At 75.0% G+C, this 19,800-nt stretch carries 12 protein-coding genes; 4 read left to right on the top strand and 8 right to left on the bottom strand.

What is annotated here, in order from left to right:
* Nucleotides 1-41 precede the first annotated feature (41 nt).
* A complete protein-coding gene (locus ACZ44S_RS19895; protein WP_466930779.1) occupies nucleotides 42-491 on the bottom strand; it encodes a ribosomal maturation YjgA family protein in 450 nt (149 codons plus the stop codon).
* Between the two features lie 233 nt (nucleotides 492-724).
* Here ACZ44S_RS19895 and ACZ44S_RS19900 point away from each other — a divergent pair, with 233 nt between their 5' ends.
* Nucleotides 725-2,431, top strand: a complete 1,707-nt coding sequence (locus ACZ44S_RS19900) for an ABC-F family ATP-binding cassette domain-containing protein (RefSeq protein WP_466930781.1) — start codon at nucleotides 725-727, stop codon at nucleotides 2,429-2,431.
* Between the two features lie 362 nt (nucleotides 2,432-2,793).
* Here the strand turns inward: ACZ44S_RS19900 and ACZ44S_RS19905 are convergent, their stop codons facing one another.
* From ACZ44S_RS19905 to ACZ44S_RS19925, 5 genes are read right to left on the bottom strand one after another with little or no spacing between them, the layout of a single operon-like run.
* Nucleotides 2,794-4,548, bottom strand: coding sequence for a hypothetical protein (locus ACZ44S_RS19905; protein WP_466930783.1), 1,755 nt, complete (start codon nucleotides 4,546-4,548; stop codon nucleotides 2,794-2,796).
* Nucleotides 4,545-8,129 carry a vWA domain-containing protein gene (locus ACZ44S_RS19910; protein ID WP_466930786.1) on the bottom strand — a complete coding sequence of 1,195 codons (3,585 nt, stop codon included), beginning with the start codon at nucleotides 8,127-8,129 and terminating at the stop codon, nucleotides 4,545-4,547. Before ACZ44S_RS19910 ends, ACZ44S_RS19905 begins: the two co-directional genes overlap by 4 nt.
* Nucleotides 8,130-8,134: 5 nt before the next feature.
* The gene (locus ACZ44S_RS19915) at nucleotides 8,135-9,304 is read right to left on the bottom strand and encodes an ATP-binding protein (RefSeq protein ID WP_466930788.1); all 1,170 of its coding nucleotides are present in this window, start codon (nucleotides 9,302-9,304) and stop codon (nucleotides 8,135-8,137) included.
* A 35-nt stretch (nucleotides 9,305-9,339) separates the two neighbouring features.
* The gene (locus tag ACZ44S_RS19920; protein WP_466930790.1) at nucleotides 9,340-14,358 is read right to left on the bottom strand and encodes a hypothetical protein; all 5,019 of its coding nucleotides are present in this window, start codon (nucleotides 14,356-14,358) and stop codon (nucleotides 9,340-9,342) included.
* Nucleotides 14,355-15,209: a DUF4132 domain-containing protein gene (locus ACZ44S_RS19925; RefSeq protein ID WP_466931151.1), complete on the bottom strand. Its 855-nt coding sequence runs from the start codon at nucleotides 15,207-15,209 to the stop codon at nucleotides 14,355-14,357. The genes ACZ44S_RS19920 and ACZ44S_RS19925 overlap by 4 nt, the downstream gene beginning before the upstream one ends.
* A 215-nt stretch (nucleotides 15,210-15,424) precedes the next feature.
* Between ACZ44S_RS19925 and ACZ44S_RS19930 the strand changes: the two genes are divergently transcribed.
* Nucleotides 15,425-15,640 (top strand): hypothetical protein, encoded by a 216-nt coding sequence (locus ACZ44S_RS19930; protein WP_466930793.1) that lies wholly within the window; start codon nucleotides 15,425-15,427, stop codon nucleotides 15,638-15,640.
* 62 nt (nucleotides 15,641-15,702) lie between these two features.
* Here ACZ44S_RS19930 and ACZ44S_RS19935 read toward each other — a convergent pair whose 3' ends face one another.
* The gene (locus ACZ44S_RS19935; RefSeq protein WP_466930796.1) at nucleotides 15,703-16,698 is read right to left on the bottom strand and encodes an aldo/keto reductase; all 996 of its coding nucleotides are present in this window, start codon (nucleotides 16,696-16,698) and stop codon (nucleotides 15,703-15,705) included.
* A gap of 126 nt (nucleotides 16,699-16,824) precedes the next feature.
* Between ACZ44S_RS19935 and ACZ44S_RS19940 the strand changes: the two genes are divergently transcribed.
* Entirely contained in the window at nucleotides 16,825-17,685 is an 861-nt protein-coding gene (locus ACZ44S_RS19940) for a helix-turn-helix transcriptional regulator (RefSeq protein ID WP_466930798.1), read from the top strand.
* Between the two features lie 63 nt (nucleotides 17,686-17,748).
* On the top strand, nucleotides 17,749-19,065 hold the full coding sequence (locus ACZ44S_RS19945; RefSeq protein ID WP_466930801.1) for a hypothetical protein: 1,317 nt from the start codon (nucleotides 17,749-17,751) through the stop codon (nucleotides 19,063-19,065).
* 27 nt (nucleotides 19,066-19,092) lie between these two features.
* Here ACZ44S_RS19945 and ACZ44S_RS19950 read toward each other — a convergent pair whose 3' ends face one another.
* Nucleotides 19,093-19,692: a DUF998 domain-containing protein gene (locus ACZ44S_RS19950; RefSeq protein ID WP_466930803.1), complete on the bottom strand. Its 600-nt coding sequence runs from the start codon at nucleotides 19,690-19,692 to the stop codon at nucleotides 19,093-19,095.
* Between the last annotated feature and the right edge of the window lie 108 nt (nucleotides 19,693-19,800).

Below are 19,800 nucleotides of genomic sequence, written 5' to 3' on the forward strand. Positions count from 1 at the left end.
TCACCGAAAGCCGAGGGATTCGATCGAATCTCGATGGGAAGCTATCGAAATTCGATAGACTCGGCAAGCGAGGGGGCACGTCGGCGCATCCCGCTCACCGTCAGGACGAGCCAGCCGGCGGCCGCGCCGACCGCGTACCAGAACAGGTCCGGCGCGTTGAAGGTGGATCCGAGCACCCAGCGGGCGGCCGAGCTGCGCCGGGAGAGGTCCGCAGGCAGCCCGGTGAGTTGCAGGAACTCGACTCCCCAGCTCACGGCCAGCGCCACGGCACAGGTCCGCAGCGCGGCCGCACGCGGCGCCGCCAGGACGACGAGGGCGAGCACGAGCAGCGTGTACAGGGCGTCCCCGCCGTACTTGGCCACCTCACCGGTCGCCACTGCCCTCATTCCCAGTCCCGCGCCCGTGACGAGCAGCGCGGCGGCGCCCGCCGCGAGGCGCCGCCGTACCGCAACGCTCCTGGTGTTGTGGGGGTTTCGCGAGGTGACGGCCATGACGTCATTCTGTCGGCCGTCCCGGCGCGGTCCGCCGCCGGCCGTAATCCAGGTGAGGGGAGGGCGCCGGCGTTGTTAGTCTGACGGACATGGCACGAGGTATCTGGTCGCAGAAGGTCCGATCCGCCCGCTGACGGCGGCGCCCTTCCTGCTGAATCCGCGCACGCCGTTCCGGTTCCTGCCGGGCGGCTTCCCTGTGCTGCCCGGCTCCACTGCGAGCTGCGGAGCATCCGTTGAACCTCAACCCAGACCCCCACGCCTTCTCACTGCCCGTCGGCGCAGGCGGTGACGCGCACGTACGGGCCGAAGGCGTCACCGTGACCCGTGGGTCCCGGCGTGTCCTCAACGACCTCTCGGTCACCGTCTCCGCCCGGTCGCGGATCGCCGTCGTCGGCGAGAACGGCCGGGGCAAGACGACCCTGCTGCACCTCCTCGCCGGACTCGTCGCACCCGACGAGGGGACGGTACGGCGGACGGGCACGATCGGCCTGGCCCGCCAGGAACTGTCCGCGCGTGACGGCGAGACCGTCGGCACCCTGACGTCCGCCGCGCTGGCCGCTTCCCTCGCGGCCCTCGGCGCGCTGGACGAGGCGGCCCTCGCCCTGGCCGAGGGCGTCCCCGGCGCCGACGGGCGCTACGCCGACGCGCTCGACGCGGCCACCCGGCTGGACGCCTGGGACGCCGAACGCCGGGTCGACGTCGCCCTCGCGGCGCTCGGCGCGTGCACCGACCGGGAGCGCCCGCTGGTGACGCTCTCCGTGGGGCAGCGCTACCGCGTCCGTCTGGCGTGCCTGCTCGGCGCCCGGCACGACGTCCTGCTGCTCGACGAGCCGACCAATCACCTCGACGCGGCCGGGCTCGACTTCCTGACCGGCCGGCTGCGCGAGCACGACGGCGGTCTCGCCGTCGTCAGCCACGACCGGGCGCTGCTGCGCGACGTCGCGGACCGGTTCGTCGATCTCGACCCGACCCGTGCGGGGAAGCCGCGCCTCTACGCCGGCGGCTACGACGCCTGGCAGGACGCCCGGCGTCGCGAACGCGAAGGCTGGGAACAGGACTACGCACAGCAGCAGGCCGAGCATCTGCGGCTGCGGGACGCGGTGTCGACGGCCCGCGACCGGCTCTCCACCGGCTGGCGGCCGGACAAGGGAACGGGCAAGCACCAGCGTCAGTCCCGCGCACCGGGTGTCGTGCAGGCCTTGCACCGGCAGCAGGAGGCACTGCGGGCACACCGCATCGATGTGCCGGAGCCGCCGCCGACGTTGCGGTGGCCGGAGACACGCGTGCGGCCGGGCGCGCCGCAGTTGCGGGCGTACGGCGTCACCGTGGCCGGGCGGCTGGCCGGTCCGGTCGACCTCACCCTCGACGGCGGCGACCGACTCCTCGTCACCGGACCGAACGGCGCCGGAAAGTCCACACTGCTCGCGGTGCTGGCCGGCGCGCTCCGGCCCACGGACGGCTGGGTGCGGACAGCGGACGGGGCACGGGTCGTCCAGGTGACCCAGGAGACCGCCGAGCAGGAACCCGCGCTCACCGCCCGCGAGGTGTACGAGCGCCACGTGGGGCGGCTGACGGGCCGGGGGCTGCCGCACGGCGCGGAGCCGGTCCCGCTCGCGTCCCTCGGGCTGCTCGACGCCGAGGCCGCGCGGACGCCGGTGGGGCGGATGTCGCAGGGGCAGCAGCGGCGCCTCGACCTGGCGCTGGCGCTGGCGGGCCGGCCCTCGCTGCTCCTGCTCGACGAGCCGACCAACCATCTCTCAGCACGGCTGGTCGACGAACTGACCGACGCGATCCGGGAGACGAGCGCCGCCGTGGTCGTCGCGACACACGACCGGCAACTGCTGCGGGACCTCGCACACTGGCCCCTCCTGCGGGTCGGCCGGCCCGCTGATCGCGGGGCGCCGGCCTCGCACGCGGCGGGTTCCAGGTGCTCCGGCTGACCGAACCCGCCCTGGTAACCGGCCCGGGGCCGGCCGCCCCGGGCTCAGGTCCCGGCGCCTGTGCGGCACACGATTGTCGCCAGGCGTCCAGGTTCCCGCCCGGCCGCGGCGGGGCGCGCGGGGGGCGTGGGCGTTGCCGGCACGCACGGAACCTGGTACACCCCCGACCCCGGCAAGTCACGCCAGGCCAACCGCACTCCCCCGCACCCGGTTCACGTCCGGGCGCGCAGGGGGCGCGCCGGGGCGTGGGCGCTGCTGATGCGGGCGGCAATCCGGTTCACCTCCGCCCCCGGGGACGGCAGGGAAGCGACACCGACGTGCGGCTCCCGGTGGGCCGGGGGCGTTGAGTCGCGCCTCCACGGTCAGGTTGTGGAGGGCACGGCCGGCTCGGGCATGGCCGCTCCCCATGCCTGCGCGCACAGGGTCCGTTCCACCGCGTCGGTGTAGACGGCGGCGGCGAGCCAGGACCGGGCGAAGCGGCCGGTGTCGGCCGGGAGCAGACGGCCGAAGATGTCACGGGAGCGGTCCGCCGCCGCGGCGTGGAGATCGTCGAGGAGGTCGGCCGCGGTGGCGAGGCCGTGGCGGCGCAGCCGGGCCGCATCGCCCGGCGCGCTGCCGTTGAAGGAGAGAACGCGGCGGCCGCCCGACACCGCCTGGTGGACACGACGGCGCAGTACGTGCAGCGGCGCCTCGTCCCCTGTGGCTGCGGCCGCGGGCGGCGGTGCGACCGCCCCGGCGGGCAGATCGGCCCGCTGGAGACGGTCCAGCCCCAGAGCCACCCGGGCGTCCCGGTCGTTGGGGTGTTCCACGGCGAGCAGCAGGGCGCGGGGATACGGTCCGGGCGCCAGGCGCGCGACGATCCGCAGCGTGCTGCCGCCGGCGGCGGCCAGCAGACGGAGGTTGTCGCGGTACGGCAGGGCGGGGTCGTCGTGGGCGGCGGCCAGCAGCAGGGACACTCCGCCGCAGTCGGCCAGCAGACAGTCGCCCGTGGCCTCGCGCACCGTGCCCACGAGGGTCACCTCGAGGAACAGCAGGTCCTGTCCGCCGTTCAGGGCCCCGGCCACCTGCTCGGCGGCGGGCACGGCCCACAGCCGGTCCAGCGGCTCCGCGTGCCAGGCGGTACCCGACGCGCGGACCGCCCGGACCGCGGCGCCCGCGCCGAGGCGGCCCGTCGGGGAGACGGTGGCACCCGACACGGCCAGCCCGGCGCGGGACAGTTCACGGTGGGTCAGGGCGGTGTCCCCGATGCGTACGGCCCGGTCGGCGGCGCCGGTCGCCCGAGCGGGTCCGCCCGGTGCCACGTCCGACACCGTGTACAGGCGTCCGTCGGCGTCGGCGGTCCAGGTGACGGCGCCCGCGTAGCCGGTGTCCGTGAGGACGGGTTCGGCGAAGACCCCGTACAGGCGCAGGGAGCCGTCGGGCCAGTACGGCTGCCGGACCGTTCCGCGCAGCTCGGTCAGGTCGGCTCCGGTGGCGTGCGGGAGGCGGTGGGCGACACCGAGCACACCGGCCAGCGCGTCGGCGAGGTCGGTGAGCCGGTAGCCGGGGTTCGCGGTGCGTGCCGCCCTGACCGCGGTCACCACGGAGACGGCCGCGGCGGACGCTCTGGGCAGGCCGGCGAGGCGCGCGGTGTGCGCGGCGTGCAGCAGTTCCGCCTGGAGCACGGCGCCTGCGCCGTCCGTACCGGCTTCCAGGACGGCTGCGGCCGCGTCGAACACCTCCCGGGCGGCGGTGCGTTGTCCGGGCGTGACACCATCGGCTTCCGTGTCCTTGTCCTCCGTCCCGTGACGTGTTTCCGTCTCCCCGGCGGGATCGGCCGCAGGGGCGTCGTCGGCGACCGGGGCGGCCGAGGCCGCGGCCGCGCGGTGCAGGCAGTCGGGGGCCAGCAGGCATGCGCAGTGGATCGCGTCCGCGTCCGTCACCGCCCCGGAGGGAGCGTGCAGGACGAGATCCGTCTCGTCGTCGACGGCGATCCGCACCGTGTCGCCGTCACGGGCCATGGGCCGGGCCAGGAGCTTGGTGACGCCCGCGTCCAGCCGCTTGCGCAGCCGGGGCGAGAGCGCCGCGACGAGCTCGGCGGTGACGGACGGGACGACCGGAGGCAGGTCCGGGCTCATGCGATCTTCTCCCCTACCCAGCGGGCGAGTTCGAGCGGACTGAGGGCCGCGACGGGCATGCCCGCGGCGACGAGCTGTCCGGCGACCCCGGTGGAGTAGCGGGGCCGACCGGAGTCGTCGAGGCTCGCGCAGCCCAGGACGTGGACGCCGGCCGACACCAACGCACGGACTTCCGCGAGCAGACCGCCGAGCGGATAACCCTCCTCGAAGTCGCTGACGACCACGACGAGGGTGCGCGACGGCACGGCGACGAGCTCGCGCGCGTGCCGCAGTCCCGCGGCGATGTGGGTGCCGCCGCCGACGCTGACCTCCAGCAGCAGCGACAGCGGGTCGTCCACGTGGCCGGTCAGGTCGATGACCTCCGTGGAGAAGGCCAGGAAGTGGGTGGAGAGGGTCGGCACCCCCGCCAGTACCGAGGCGGTCAGCGCGGCCCACACCGTGGACGCCTCCATGGATCCCGACACGTCCGTGACCAGGATCAGCCGCCAGTCGGCGGCCCGGCGTCCCCGGGCGCGGAAGACCGGGTGCTCGGGGATCACCTGGACGGTGCCGTCCGGGCCGCGGCGCGCGGTCGCCAGGTTGGCGCGGAGTGTGCGGGGCAGGTCCAGGCCCCCGCCGGGGCGTCTGCTGGGGCGGGGCAGCGCCGTGCCGTGCAGGGCGGGGCGCAGACGGGTGGCCAGTTCCCGGGTCAGCGCGTCGACCAGGCGCCGCACGAGCGGGCGGAGTGCGGCCAGCCTGGCCTCGGGCAGCCCGCCCGCGTGCCGCAGCACGGTGCGCAGCAGGTCGACCGAGGGACGAGCGCTCTCCGCGTCCAGTTCGGCGAGGACGTCGCTGCGGCCCGACGCGGCGGCTGCCGCCAGCACCTCCTCCCGGATGCCCGGACCGAACAGCGCGGCCAGTTCCTCGGACCACTCCCGCACACCGGGATACGGCGCCTCGCGTCCCCCGCCGCCGCCCGGGCCCGGCAGGCTTCCGCGGCTGCCCTCGCCGCGTCCGCTGCCGTAGAGCTCGTCCAGTGCGGTCGCGAGCGGGACGGTGGACGACGGCAGCGTGTCGGTGCGGCGGCCGAGGAGAAGGCGCCAGCGGTCGGCGGGCGCGAGAAAGGAGTTCCGCGAGCCGGAGGTGTCGGCGCCCCGGTCGCCGTTCGTGGCCGTGGCAGCCGGTGTTCCGTCCACGGTGGGCGCCTCGAAGGTACCGTCCTGCGGGAGGCCGCTTCCGGGCAAGGGCAGGAGTCCCAGCGCCCGCAGTCGCTCGCGGGCAGCGAAGTCCGCGCCGGTCCAGACGGCGAGAGCGGCCGGGTCGATGCCGTCGGTGTCGGCGACGCGGGCAGTGCCGAGGCTCTCCTCGACGGAGGCGAAGAGCCGGTCGCGTGCGGCGGGGCTCAGCGTGTCGAAACCACCGCGCAGCGCGGGCAGCCGCTCCAGGAACGCCCGGTCGGGCAGCTCGGACACCCGGGTGAGCAGCGGTTCCAGCGCGGGATTCGCCGCCTCCAGCAGCGGGCCCGCGGCGGTCAGCAGTCCGCTGAGCCGGGCGGTGAGTGCGGCACGGGAGTCGGGGTCGGTGGCCCCGTCGACCCAGGAGGCCACCCGGTCGCCGAAGACGCGCGCGTCCTCGTGTCCGAGCAGGACGCGCACGGCTCCGGCGGCGCCCCGCATCAACGGTGAGCCTTCGGCCGACAGGCGGTTCAGGGCGTCGGCGAGCCGGATGCCGCCCAGCAGGTCGGCTCGGTGGGAGAGTTCGAGCAGGGCCTGGGCGTCGGCCAGGTCCTCGGACCCGGTCAGGCCGTCCACCTGGCGTACCGCCGCCGCGGTGAGCAGTTCCGCGACGGCGGCCGCCCGGTGCTCACGGCCGGGACCGGCATCGAGTCCTGGAACGTGCCCGGCTTGCAGCCGGTCCAGCAGGTTCAGGCCGGCGAGGAGTTCCGGCAGCGTGCCGGCGTGGGGCAGGACGTCGGCGACATCGCCGAGCCGTTGGTCCGCCAGGCCGGGCAGACCGCACTCCGCCGCCTGTCCGAGTCCTTGGAGGGCCTGTGCGGCCGTCGGTCCGCCCTCGTCGGACTCGATGCGCCGCCGTTCGCGCAGGACGCCTTCGGCGGCCTGCGCGGGGGTGACTCCCCGCATGCCGGCCGCGGTCAGCATGGCCGCCGTGGCGGGTGTCCAGCGCACCTCCCAGCGGGTGGTGAGGGCCTCGGCGCCGCCCGCGCCGACGACCTCCTTGGCCTCTCCGTAGGGGACGCCGCATACCGTCAACCGGCGCAGGAGCAGCTCGCGGCGCCGGTCCAGGTCGGACCGCAGGGGATCCAGCCGCAGGTCGCGCGCGGGGCCGGACGCCTCGGGGCCGGGCAGACCGAGCCGTGCCACCTCGGCCTCGACCGCGGGGGCGAGGCCGCTGCGCGGCGCCCCGGGGGCGGGGCGCCCGCTGCGTGTGCCGACGAGGACGCGTTCCATCGCCCGTGCCACGGCCCTGCCCCGTCCGTAGGGCTCGCCCTGCGCGAGCACCGTCTGTACGGCCTCGACCAGTTCGCCGCGGCCGGCCGCGGGCAGGCCGCGCAGCCGGGCGAGGTCCGAGGCGAGCCTGCTGATCTCCCGTGCGTCGGCGGGTCCCGAGGGGTGGCCGAGCCCGCGCAGTTCGGCGCAGACGCGTACGGCCGCCCGGGTCAGCGCCTCATCCAGCGCCGCCGGGTCCCCCGCCGCGCGCAGGACCATGTCCTGCCACTCGGGGTCCCGGATGCCCGCGGGGTAGCCGGACCGCTCGTCGAGGAGGGCGTAGGTGTAGGGGATCAGGGAGGTGGTCCAGGCGGGTTGTGCGTCGGCGGCCGGTCCGGCCGCCTCCCGGGTGTCCTCCTCCGCGTCGGGACGCACCAGCGCCGGAGCGTGGAAGGCGCCGACCACCACGGCGGCCCGTTCGCCCCGTGCGGTGGCCTCGGCGAGCCGGGCCCGCATCCAGCGCTCGCGCCGCAGGTCCAGCTCCGGTACGCCGCCCGCGGCGGCGGCGTCCTCGCGCAGGGCCCAACCGGTGAGCAGGGCGGCCCGGCGCAGGGCCTCGGGCGGGGAGCCGGGGGCGGTCGCCTCGACGAGCCGGTCCCACAGGTCGTCCCCGGGGCGGCCCGTGAGCCGGGACCGCACGACGGTGGCAAGTCCGGGGCGGCCGGCACCCGTGCCCGCGGCCCCTCGGTCCCCGGCCCAGGCACGGTCGGCGAGCGGCAGGTCGCAGGCGACCACCGGAACTCCGTGTGCGGCGGCCCAGCGCACGGCAGCCAGTTCGGGTGAGAAGTCGGCGAACGGGTAGAACGCCGGTCCTCCGCCGCTCCCCTCCGCGGGAGCGGCGGCGAGCGCCACCGGGGCCCGTGTCTCCTCGTGCCCGAGCCAGGGCAGCCACTGCTGCATCTCGGCGGGCAGTTCGACGAGCAGCACCTCCGGTTCCGCCTCGTCGAGCAGCGCGGGCACGGCCGCGGCGAGGGAGGGCGCGTGGTGCCGTACGCCGACGAGGTAGGGCGCCGACGGGTCGGTGAGGAGAGCGAGCGCCTCGTCGGGCGGGACGGGCGCCGCGCTCGCCGAGGCCGCCCTGTGGGAGAGGGACACGGCCGTCAGCCCTCCAGGACCGTGCGCAGGTCCCACAGGGTGCGCCAGGTGGCGGAGCCCTGCTCGGCGCGGCGTCGGACGGGACCGTCCCAGTAGCCGCGCAGCCGGGCGGCGTCGGCGGGGTCGTCCTTGCGGACCACGCCGAGCAGATGGCCGGGGAGCAGGCCCAGCACATCGCGGTCGCCCGGGAAGTAGGCGGCCGCGAGAGCGAGCGCGCCGGCGACGGACACGGCCTCGGCGGTGCTCATCACCGTGGAGGGCCGCTCCACCTCCCAGCCTTCCGCCGACCGGCCCTCGCGCAGGTCCCGGAAGGCGGTGACCAGGGTCTCCAGGACCGCGTCGTCGACCTGGAACGGCGCACCGGCCCGCTCCACGGAGGCCCGCGCCTGGCCGCGCACCAGTGCGGTCTCCGCCTCCAGATCGCCGATGGGGCCGACCGTTTCGAAGTTGAAGCGGCGCTTGAGGGCGGCGGACATCTCCGAGACGCCCTTGTCGCGGAGGTTGGCGGTGGCGATGAGGTTGAAGCCGGGCGCCGCGTGTGCCAGGGCGTCCTCGGTGCCGGACAGTTCGGGGACCGCGATCCGCCGTTCGGAGAGCAGGGACACCAGGGCGTCCTGCACTTCGGGCAGGCAGCGGGTGACCTCCTCGACGCGGGCGACCGCGCCGCGGGACATCGCGGTGAGCACGGGCGAGGGCACGAGCGCCTTCCGGGTGGGGCCCTGCGCCAGGAGCAGCGCGTAGTTCCACCCGTACTTGAGCTGGTCCTCCGTGGTGCCGGCGGTGCCCTGCACGACCAGGCCGCTGGTGCCGCACACGGCGGCGGAGAGCAGTTCGGACAGCATCGACTTCGCGGTGCCGGGCTCGCCGACGAGCAGCAGACCGCGCTCCCCGGCGAGGGTGACCACGCATCGCTCGACCAGTGCCCGGTCGCCGACGAACTTGTCCTCGATCACCAGGCGGCGCGGCACGCCGTCGGGCACCTCGGCGTCGTCGGGCAGCTTCAGGGCGCTGCCGGCGCTGCCCATGACGAAGGTGACGACCGCGCGGGGGGTGAGCCGCCAGGCGGGCGGGCGGGGTCCGTCGTCGTGGGCGGCGAGGAAGGCCAGTTCGGTCGCGTAGCGGTCCTCGGGCGGGACGATCTGGCGGGCCGGAGCAGGGGACAGGGTGGTGGTCATGGACGCGGTTTCTTCCGGGTGCGGGTGGACGGTGGTCATCGGCGGCGCCCCTTGCGGGTGGCGCGGGTGGTGAGTTCCTCGTAGGCGGGCGCGTCGCCGGCGCGGACGCGGTCCCAGGCGCGCCGGAACAGTTCGGGCACCGGCACCAGCGGCACCGCGCGGGTGTGACCGGGCACCGGGTAGAGGCCCTGCTTCCAGATCTCCAGCGGCAGGGCGGGGGACTTGAGGTCCAGCCACCCGCACGGCAGGAAGAGGGTGCGCCCGGCGCGGGCCCGCTTCGCCTCGACGACCAGGCCGGTGGCGGCCAGTTCGGCGCGGGCCTTCTTCATGCGGGCGGGCTTCCATCCCGTCCAGCGGGCGCAGTTGCGGTCCGTCGGGTCGGGGAGGGCCAGCAGCTGCAGGTAGAGCGCCGCCGCGTCCGCGCCCAGGCCGTGGGTGCCGGCCACCTCGGCGACCAGTTCGGGTGCGCCGACGGCCGGGGCCTGGGCATACCCGGTGGGTCCTTCGGGATCCGTTCCGGCCGCGAGGGCGCGCGCGAGGTCATCCTCCAGGATCGTCCGCAGCGCGCGCATGCCCTGGCCCCGTCCGGGTCCGACCAGTCCCTCGACCAGTCCGAACACCGGGTCGTCCGGGCCGGTGAGTGCGCCCGTGCGGACCAGGACGGTCTCCTGGTCGCCGTACCAGGGGCGCAGTACCAGGGCCTCGCCGATGCGGGTGGAGCCGTCGGCGTCCGCCCCGCCGGTGGCGGGCAGTCCGTACGCCTTGCGCAGTTCGACGGCGGTCGACGCGTCCTTCTCCGTCCACTCCAGGTCGAGGTCGAGCAGCAGCCCCGGGTCCGCGAAGCGGCGGCGCAGCGCGGCCAGCCCGTCCGGGAGGACGGCGCGCAGGGGATGTCCGTACGGCAGGGAGTAGGCGAGTCCGGCGAGAGCGGACACGGCGCCCTTCAGGTCGTGGCGTCCGGGCAGTGCCCGGGGGTCGTCGGCCACGAGGTTGCCGTCCCGGTCGGGCCGTTGCACCGTGGTGCGGCAGAGCCAGGGGGTGCGGCCGGGGTTGAGCACCTCGTCGACGTACCCGATGGGCACTCCCCCCAGGGCGACGTCCTCGGGCAGGCGGACGACCCCGCCGAGGCGCTCCGCCCACACCCGGCCCGCCGCCGCCGTGTCCGGTCCTGCCGTCCACAGGTCACCGGGGCTGTCGGGCAGCAGCGCGCCGATCAGCGCGGCCCGGTCGCCGGGCTCGAGCGAGCCCAGCAGCGCGTCCCCGAGCTGCTTCTGACGCGGCTTCAGCCCGGTCGCGGCGATCATATCGTCGGTGAGCTGCGCCGGGCGGCCCGCGAGCAGCAGGGCGGCCTGTAGCGGTCCCAGGCCGTGGCCGGTGGCCGCGGCCAGGGCGGCGGGCGCGTCCGGCTGCCAGGACGCGGCGCCCTTGTCCCGGATCAGCGCCGTGACGGCCGCCAGCGCGTCGGCGGGGAACAGCGGCGGATGTGCGGTCTCCCTCTCCAGCGTGAAGTGGGCGACGGCGCCGAACGTGCCGGCCGGATCGTGGTCCAGGGCCAGCCAGTTCACACGCTTGGCCCGGTGGTCGACGCTCTGGCACCCCAGGACGACGACGGTGCGGCCCTCCCGGCGCAGCACCTGGCCGACGCGCTGCTGTTCGTCGTGCGGTTCGCTCAGCACGATCTCCCGCAGCGCCGCCCCGGGCGCGGCCAGCGGACCCTCGGTGACCGCGTCGAAGAGCAGCAGCAGCGCGCTGCGGTGGGCGTCCGCCAGAGCCGGTGAGGCGGCGCGGTAGGCGAGCGGACGCAGGACGTCCAGGAAGGCCGGCCAGAGCACGCCGATGCCGGGGATGGTGAGATCCTCACTGCGCCACCCGCCGGCGGTCCCGGCGAGCCGGGCCGAGTCGGGCAGGGGTTTGCCGTCCGCGGGCTCGCCCGACAGGACGTGGTTGACGGCGCGGATCTGACGCAGCGCGCTCCAGCGCTGCCCGCCGCCCCACCAGCCCTGCTGCTCGGCGATCCCGGCGGTCGCCTCACGCAGGGTCAGGTCGTCGCCGTGCTCGGGGCTGTAGTCGGCGAACATGCCCTCGACGGACTTGCGCGGGGTCGCGGGCTGTTCCACGGGAGGTGTCACGAACCTGTCGACGGACACCGCCAGGCGCAGCACGGCGTTGACGTGGGCGGCGACGCCGGCGAGCAGGTGCGGCTCGGTGACCGCGGGAAGGGTGCGGGAGACGGCCTCGCGGATGAACTCCTCGGCGGACGGGACGGCGGACTCCCCTTGCGCGGCACGTGAGGAAGTCCGCCGGCCGGTGTCCGTCGTCCTTCGGGCGGCTTCGGCGGCGGTCTGCTCGTGCCATTCGGCCATGGCCTGCGCACCGGCCCGCAGGAGGTCGCCGGCCTGCTCGTCGGTCAGCGCCCGCAGCACCGCGGATGCGGCCTCGTCGCGTGGCCGCAGGGCGTGCCAGAAGTCCACCGGTGGGACGAGCCGTGTGCCGGCGGCGGACTCGCCGCCCCGCTCCAACGGTGTCACCTCGCCCAGCTCGCCGCCGCCGGGCGTGCACAGGACGACCTGGCGGAACTGGGTGGCGGCGACGAGTTCGGTGCCCCCGGGCAGCCGCAGCGCTCCGAGGGGAACGCGCCGTATCCCCCCGGCGGGCAGGGTGACGGTCCGGCCGTCCGGTGTGCCGGCGACGGTGCGCGCCTCGTCCCCCTCGCCCTCGGTGCGCACCCACCGGCCGAGGACCGTGCCGTCGGTGCCGAACGGGCTGTGCTCCAGTCCGGGCTGGAGGGGCAGCACCGAGCAGTCCTGCTGCTGGAGGGTGGCGCCCTCGCTGATCCCGGAGCGCAGGAAGGCCGGCAGCGAGGCGCGTGAGTGGGTGCCGGTGACCGGGTCGTACTCGAGCCACACCTGCCGGGGGCCCTGCCGGCCCTGGCGCCAGAACGAGGTGCCGTCGCCCAGGATGCGGCGGGCGGCCGGCAGGACGGTGTCGCCGGCGTGCAGGACGCGGCCGCCGGTGGCGCGGCCGCCGCCGGGCAGGGGGATCGAGGGCTCGCCCGTGTACCCGCCGTACCACTGGGGGAGGTTCTCCCCGCTCAGCGCGAACACTTCGGACGGGCGGGCCGACCAGTAGCCGTACTGCTTGTTCTCGTGCCGCCACATGACCAGCAGTTCGCCGTCCGTGTAGCGGAACGACGGACGGTTCCAGTGGTCCAGTTGCACCGGCAGCCGCAGGTCGTGCTCCAGCAGGATGCCCTCGGGCCCCACGACGATCGCCTTGTGCCTGCGGGAGAGGATCAGCGCCGGCCACGCCTCGTCGACGGCGAGCGTGTCCTCGCGGTCGTGCCGGGCCTCGGTGTCCAGGCGCAGCAGCGCCTCGTCGAGGGCGGGCCAGCCCAGCTCGTCGAGGATGCCCGCGCCCAGGGTGCGGCGCAGCAGCGAGGCGATGTCGAGCTCGGCGGCCCGGGCGACGGCCTTCGGGCTGATCCGCGCGGCGATCTCGCCGAAGGGGCGCAGCCGTCCGAGCGCGGCGCGCGCGGCGGGCAGACCGATCGCGGTGGTCAGTTCGGCTGCGGCGTCCTCGAGCCACTCGCGCAGGATGTCGGTGAGCACGGGATGTCCGGCCAGTTCCTCCAGCGCGTCCCGGCCCGAGTGATGGTTCCTGATGTTCCCGACCGCGTTGTACAGCAGGCGTCTCAGGCGCGGGTCCGCCGCGACGGCGGCGAGGTCGCGGCGTCCGGGCCGGGTGTCCCGCAGCCACCGGTGGACGTCGAGGTGGGCGTCCGGGGCGGGCATGCGCAGCGGGACGTCCTGCGCCCGGCACAGGTCCAGCAGGTCGAGGTCGGCGCCCTCGTGCCACCGGCCGGTGACGAGGTCCACGGGGCGGGCGTCCGCGCGCAGGCGCGGGGCCATGCGCTCGACGAGCGCGAGGGTGGCCGGTGAGCGGCCGCTGACCGAGCCGCCGTGCTTGCGGTGCAGTGCCCAGCGGCTGAGCCAGTCCGCCGCGTCGACGCCGCCGGCGTCCTCGGACTCGCCCGTCAGCAGCCGGTCGGCGCCGGTCTCCGCGAGGAGGGTGAGCCAGAACTCGTCGTCGTCCGTGGAGCGGCCCAGCCCGGCCGGCATGATCTCCAGCAGCCGGGTGCGCAGGGCGGGTTGTTGCTCGGCCAGGACGACGAGCGTGGCCCGGTAGGTGTTCCAGAAGGACGCGGGGGCGCGTACCGCCGCGGGCGAGGCGAGAAGGTCCGCGACGAGGGCGCACTCCTCGGCGACCCGGTTCAGTCCGGCCGCCTTGATCAGCGTGCGCGCGTCCTGCGGCAGGGACGCGTACGGCGGCATGCCGGCAGCGCAGCGCTCCACGGTCAGCTGCCGGAACTGCGCCCAGGCCTCGGCCGGGGTGAGCCGCGCCGCGAGGGCCTTCACGTGTTCCTTGAGCGCCTTGACCGTGAGCGCGCCGGCGAAGGCGAACTCCAGGAAGACGGCCCGCTGCCGCTCCTCGTCCACGGTCAGCGCGTGCACCCGCTCCGCGTCGCGGGCCTTGCCGAAGAAGGCCGCCGCGTAGGTGGTGTTCTCGTGCTGCAGGAAGACGCGGGCGGCCTGTTCGTAAAAGGTGGGCAGGAAGTGCGGCACGGTGCGGCCGAGCCGCTCGCCGAGCGCCTCGAAGCCCTCCTTGGCGGTGCCGGGGCGGGACTTGGCCTGCCGGGCGAGCCGCTCGATGTCCCGGACCAGGGCGAGCGCGTGGTGCCCGTTCGCCGGATCGTTGACCAGCGCCCACGCGGGGAAGCCGAGGGTTTCCCGGCGCACCTGTCCCACCTCGCGGGTCTCGGGCTCGCGGACCAGCCCGAGGAAGTCCAGGGCGAGGTCCTCCGCCTCGCCGAGCGTGCCGGGCACCAGCCGTACGACCTTCCGCTCGTCCAGCGCGGTGTGCGAGTACGTGCGGACGGTGAGGACGTCGGCGTCCTCCCGGTCGGTGACGCCCCGTGGCAGTACGGCGCCGGCGTCGAGCAGCGCGGCCGACGTGGTCTCGTCGAAGGTGAACCCGTCGTACTCGTACGTCGTCATGCCGCACGCTCCTCGTCCTCGATGTCGCGCCCGGCGTACAGGACGGCCGCCATGCGCATGCCCTCCGACCAGGCCACGGGCCCGACCTGACCCAGCTTCAGCGTGCGGCCGGCGGGGTCGGTGAAGACCAGCGGGCCGGTCTCCGTCTCGGCCCAGCCGTCGTAGTCGCCCACCCACACCCGGGCCTCGACTCCGCGGCCGGCCTCCAGTACGGAACACACGGCGTGCCCGCCGCGTACGCGGTAACCCAGCTGGGTCGCGCGGCCGTGCAGGAACCTCAGTTCCTTGAAGACACCACCCGCGTAGTCGTCGACGGAGGCGGCCTCGGCGTCGAGGCTCGCGGGCCGGTGCCACACTTCGCGGAAGAGCTGCTGGGCGCGCTGTTCGATGCCCAGCTCGACGGCGAACTCCCGCAGGTCCTCCAAGTCGTCGAGCAGCACCGGATGCGGCAGACGGACCAGTTCGGGGGTGACCCGGACGGTGTCGCCGTCGAGGTCGACCAGGCCGAGGCCGCGTTCGGGGTCGGCGTCGCGCAGGAACCCGGCGACGACGCCGTCCGCTCCCGTGACGACCATGTCGCGCAGGGCGGACTGCCAGGCCGGGTCCGGCCACACCCGCGCCAGGACCTCGAACGGCACCGGCAGCGAGCGCACCATCCACCGCTCCACGTCGGCCAGGCACTGCCGTTCGTGCCGCTCCAGCCACTCGACGAGCTGACGCAGCCCCACCACCGCCGGATCGTCGGCGATTTTGGGCGGTACGGATTTCAGCCGCCGCCCGGCCGCGTTGCGGCACACCACCTTGCCGTCGTCGAGGGCGACTTCGTAGCCGCCGGCCGACACCCACCCCATGCGTGCCTCCCGCAGAACAATGATCAAGTGACCGGAACTGTAGGGCAGGAGTCTGACAACGGGTTGTGGCCCTGGGGACACCGAGGTGCGGAAGCTGTTGTTCCGCGGGCGGCGGGGCCATCAGGGTGGCCGTGTGCCGTGTCGGGACGTCGTCCCGGGGCCCGCTGGCCATGCTGGGTCGAGCAGGCAGCTTTCCGAGCGACGAGGAGCACGGCATGGCCACGGACCCGGTCGGACGATTCCTGACGGCGCTGGACCCGGATCACCGCGAGGCCGTCAGCGCCAGGCCGCGTGAGGAACAGGAACGTCTCGCGGCCGCCTGGGAGCGGGAGCTGGACACCGACGACGAGCTCGACTCCCTCGACGAGCTGTCCCCCGCTGCGGCCGAGGCCGAGGCGGCCCGCCGCGTCCTCGGCCGCGAACAGAGGTAGGGGGTTGCGTGGACGACGACCGGGTGGGGCCGTCCGGCCGGACGGCCCCACCCGGTCGGGAGTCAGTTGCCCACGCCGAGGCCGGCCATGAAGGCGGCCGGGTAGCGGTCACCGCGCGCCGCACCCGGCGGCACCGCCTTCTCGATCTCTGCCAGATCGTCGGCGGTCAGCGTCAGGTCGAGCGCGGGCAGCGCCTCGGCCAGCCGCTCGCGGGTGCGGGCGCCGACCAGGGGCACGATGTCCTCCCCCTGCGCGGCCACCCATGCGATGACCAGCTGCGCCACGGTGCAGCCCTTGACCTCGGCGACCTTCCGCAGCGCCTCCACGAGGGCAAGGTTGTGCTCCACGTTCCCGCTCGAGAACCGGGGACTCGCCGCGCGGTGGTCACCGGGGCGGCCGCCGCGGTCGGCGGACCAGTGCCCCGAGATGAGCCCGCGGCCCAGGACCCCGTACGCGGTCAGGCCGATGCCGAGTTCCCGCAGCGTCGGCAGGACCTCCGCCTCGACCGCGCGGGAGATCAGCGAGTACTCGATCTGCAGGTCGGCGACGGGATGCACGGCGTGCGCCCGGCGGACGGTCGCCGCGTCGACCTCCGAAAGGCCGAGGTGCCGTACGTATCCCGCGTCGATCAGCTCCTTGATGGCCCCCACGGTCTCCTCGACGGGCACCGCCGGGTCCAGCCGGGCGGGACGGTAGATGTCGATGTGGTCGGTGCCCAGCCGGGTCAGCGAGTAGGCGACGAAGTTCTTCACCGCCGCGGGACGGCCGTCGTACCCGCCCGCGACGGGACGCGGGCCGCTGAGCATGCCGAACTTGACGCTCAGCTTGTAGCTGTCCCGGTTCCGGCCGCGCAGCGCCTCGGCGAGCAGGAGCTCGTTGTGGCCCATGCCGTAGAAGTCGCCCGTGTCGATCAGCGTGACGCCGGCCTCCAGGGCGGCGTGCACGGTGGCGATGCTCTCCGTGCGGTCGGCCTCGCCGTAGGCGCCCGACATGCTCATCCCGCCCAGGCCCAGCGCGGAGACGGCCGGACCGGTGCTGCCCAGTGTGCGTGTCTGCATCGTGTGCTCCCTTGTCGTCGGACTGCCACCCACCCTGTGCCTGCGGCGCGTGCAGCGGGAGCGGAGCGTTCATCATGGGAGAGCCGCTCCCTGGATCGGTGTCCCGCCGAGAGCGAGCATGGGGTCATGGAACGTGAGCAGCTCGCCGATTTCCTGCGTCGCCGCCGGGAGGCGATCCGTCCGGCCGAGGTCGGCATCACCGACGGTCCCCGCCGCCGCACCACCGGTCTGCGCCGGGAAGAGGTGGCGATGCTCGCCGGCATGTCGGTCGACTACGTCGTACGCCTGGAGCAGGGTCGCAGCAGTCAGCCCTCGGCCCAGCTGCTCGCCGCGCTGGCCCGTGCGCTGCGCCTCTCGGACGACGAGCGCGCCCATCTGTTCCACCTGGCCGGCCACCGGCCGCCGCCCTCCGACGGCGTGGCCCGCCTCGCCCGGGCCGGCCTGGTGCGCATGCTCGACCTGCTGGGCGACACCCCGGCGGTGGTGATGTCCGACCTGGGCGAGGTTCTGGCGCAGAACCGGACGTCCCTGCTGCTGATGGGGGATCTCACCCGCTTCTCCGGCGACCGCCGGTACATCGTCCACCGCTGGTTCACCGAGCCGGCGGCCCGCGCCGTCTGTCCGGCCGGGGAGCAAGAACACTACGCCCGGTCGCTCGTGGCCGACCTGCGGGCGGCCGCCGGCCGCCGGGCGGGCGACCCGGCGGTGGCCGGTCTCGTCGAGCGGTTGCAGGCCGCGAGCGCCGACTTCCGCAGGCTCTGGGCCGAGCACGAGGTGGCTGTGCGGCGTGCGGACCGCAAGACCGTGCTGCATCCGCGGGTGGGCCCCCTGCTCATGGACTGCGAGACCCTGGTCACGCCCGACCAGGGGCAACAGCTGCTGGTGCTCACTCCGGCGGACGCCGAGAGCCGCGAGCGGCTGGAACTGCTCCGGGTGCTCGGCAGCGAGGAGTTCCCCATGGGGGCGGCGGGCACGCCCGGGCCGTGAAGCGGTCCGGGCCGCCGACAAAGCAGTTGAGGGGGTCGGCGGGAGGCGGGGAGGATACTGCGCATGTTCTCGCGCAGAAACCGCCGTCCCACCTCCCCCGAACTGACCAAGGCCTGGGAGTGCCTCGACGCGGACGACGTCCCGGGCGCCCTGCGCCAACTGCGGCAGGCCGACGCGGCGCCGCTCGCACAGGTCGCCCTCGTCGTCGGGCGGGCCGCCCGGGTGTCCGGGTTCGACGACCTCCGGGCGGCGGCCGACGGGCTGGCCGCGCACCCCGACCAGGCCCGCGCGCTGTACGACTACGGGTACGCGTGTGTCGAACGCGGCGTGCCCCACCTGGCGATACCCGCCCTGCGCGAGGCGCTGCGCCTGTCGCAGGGCTCACCCGCGGTGCTGCGGGAGCTGGTTTCGGCGTACGAGGACGAGGGCCGGCACCGCGAAGCCGCCGACGTGCTGCTGGCTCACGAGGGCGGCCTCACCGACTGGCCCGACCGCTATCTGCTGGTTCACAACGCCGTCCTGGCAGGTGACCTGGGACTGGCCCGGCGTCAGCACACGTTGCTGCCCGACCCGGAGGACGCCACCTGGCTCGGTGCGCGGGAGCGGCAGAACCGCGTCCTCGAGCGCGCGGCGAGCGCCGGCGAGGCCGGCCCGCTGGACCACGCGGACCTGCGGGGCTGGCAGTACGTGATGGGCGGCACCGTGCTCGGCACCCTCTCCCCGTACGGGTACGACGCGGGGATGGCCGGCCGGTACGCCTGGATCCAGGACACCCACGGCCAGTGTCTGCTCGGTCTGCTGCGGCTGCGGTCGGTGCTGGACGCCGCCGGTGTACGGCCGCGCTCGGTGTCGCTGCTGCCGGACCGCGGCAGCCGGATCCTGGGTCTTGCCGCCGCCGACGTACTGGACCTCCCGGCGGAGCCCTTCGAGGCCGGACGGCCGGACACCGTGGTCGTCGCCTACGACCTCGGCGCGACCGCCGACGCCGCGGACGGCGCCCGGACACTGGAGCAGCTCTGGGACCGGGCACCGGGGCAGGTGCTGCACGAGCACGCCAGTTGCTGGACCGATCCGCCGGGCGTCGCGGCGGACAGCGTCACGCTGCTGCACCAGTCGGCCGTGGCCCCGTGGGAGGCCGGCCTCCGGCAGGCCGCCGACGGGGGCGTGGAGCCGGGGGAGCCCGACGAGCGGCCGGCTGCGGAGATCGCCGCGGAGATCGTGGGCGCCGACGCGACGCCGGACGAGGGCGACGGTCGGACACCCGCGGACCCGGTCGGACGGCTCACGGACTTCGTGTCGACGGTGCGCGGCACATGGCTGCGCGGCGACCGGGCCCGCCTGCGGTCCCCGGGCCCGGTGGCCAGTTCCCGGTTCCTCTGACCGCGGCCTCGTCCGGCGATCGACCACTCAGGGGCTCGTCGTCGGCGAACGGCGATGGCGGAGGCACGAGGTGACGACCACGAAGGGCCAGAGGGACTGAAGGGCCGTCACCGCGCGTTCCGCGACGCCGGCCGCACCATTGCGGTGCATTTCGAGCAGGAACCAGGCCGCGCCCACGACCATCACGGACGTCGCCGCGAAGGAGGGCACGGGCCGGAGGGCCCAGGGGGCGGCACCGGTGCCGCGGGCGGCGAGAACCGGCCACAGGGCCAGCAGCGCGAAGCCGACCGCGGCGATCGAACCGTGGCGCAGGGACCCTCCGCTGCTCGGTGCCGGGATCATGGCCACCACCAGAGCGGCCACTCCCCCGCCGGCCAGCGCCAGGCGTCCGGCGGCTGCCGCTGCCCGTAACCCCCAGGCGGTGAGCAGGTGGCAGATGCCCAGAGCGAGCAGCGCTCCGGTCATCACCCACGATCCCGACGCTCCGTAGGCCGCCAGCACGCTGATCGTCTGCGTGGCGGGGTCGTAGCCGGGCCCCTCCAGTGATGCCGCGATCACCCAGCCCGCGATCAGCAGCACGGGTGCACACCCGGACGAGAACAGGACCCATCGGGGAACGAGCAACATCGAACAACCATAGAGCGCGCCATTCGCCAGTACCTTCTCCATACGTCCGCAAGACGGACATATCAGGAGATGAGCCCTTCAGCACCGGAGCGTAGGGTGATGTCCGTT

This window comes from Streptomyces malachitofuscus, assembly GCF_055571035.1.

What these genes read in the sequence shown, in the direction of transcription:
- ACZ44S_RS19895 (WP_466930779.1), bottom strand. Translation starts at nt 491, where the DNA reads ATGGCCGTCACCTCGCGAAACCCCCACAACACCAGGAGCGTTGCGGTA.
- ACZ44S_RS19945 (WP_466930801.1), top strand. Translation starts at nt 17,749, where the DNA reads ATGTTCTCGCGCAGAAACCGCCGTCCCACCTCCCCCGAACTGACCAAG.
- ACZ44S_RS19935 (WP_466930796.1), bottom strand. Translation starts at nt 16,698, where the DNA reads ATGCAGACACGCACACTGGGCAGCACCGGTCCGGCCGTCTCCGCGCTG.
- ACZ44S_RS19940 (WP_466930798.1), top strand. Translation starts at nt 16,825, where the DNA reads ATGGAACGTGAGCAGCTCGCCGATTTCCTGCGTCGCCGCCGGGAGGCG.
- ACZ44S_RS19930 (WP_466930793.1), top strand. Translation starts at nt 15,425, where the DNA reads ATGGCCACGGACCCGGTCGGACGATTCCTGACGGCGCTGGACCCGGAT.
- ACZ44S_RS19905 (WP_466930783.1), bottom strand. Translation starts at nt 4,548, where the DNA reads ATGAGCCCGGACCTGCCTCCGGTCGTCCCGTCCGTCACCGCCGAGCTC.
- ACZ44S_RS19915 (WP_466930788.1), bottom strand. Translation starts at nt 9,304, where the DNA reads ATGACCACCACCCTGTCCCCTGCTCCGGCCCGCCAGATCGTCCCGCCC.
- ACZ44S_RS19925 (WP_466931151.1), bottom strand. Translation starts at nt 15,209, where the DNA reads ATGGGGTGGGTGTCGGCCGGCGGCTACGAAGTCGCCCTCGACGACGGC.
- ACZ44S_RS19950 (WP_466930803.1), bottom strand. Translation starts at nt 19,692, where the DNA reads ATGTTGCTCGTTCCCCGATGGGTCCTGTTCTCGTCCGGGTGTGCACCC.
- ACZ44S_RS19920 (WP_466930790.1), bottom strand. Translation starts at nt 14,358, where the DNA reads ATGACGACGTACGAGTACGACGGGTTCACCTTCGACGAGACCACGTCG.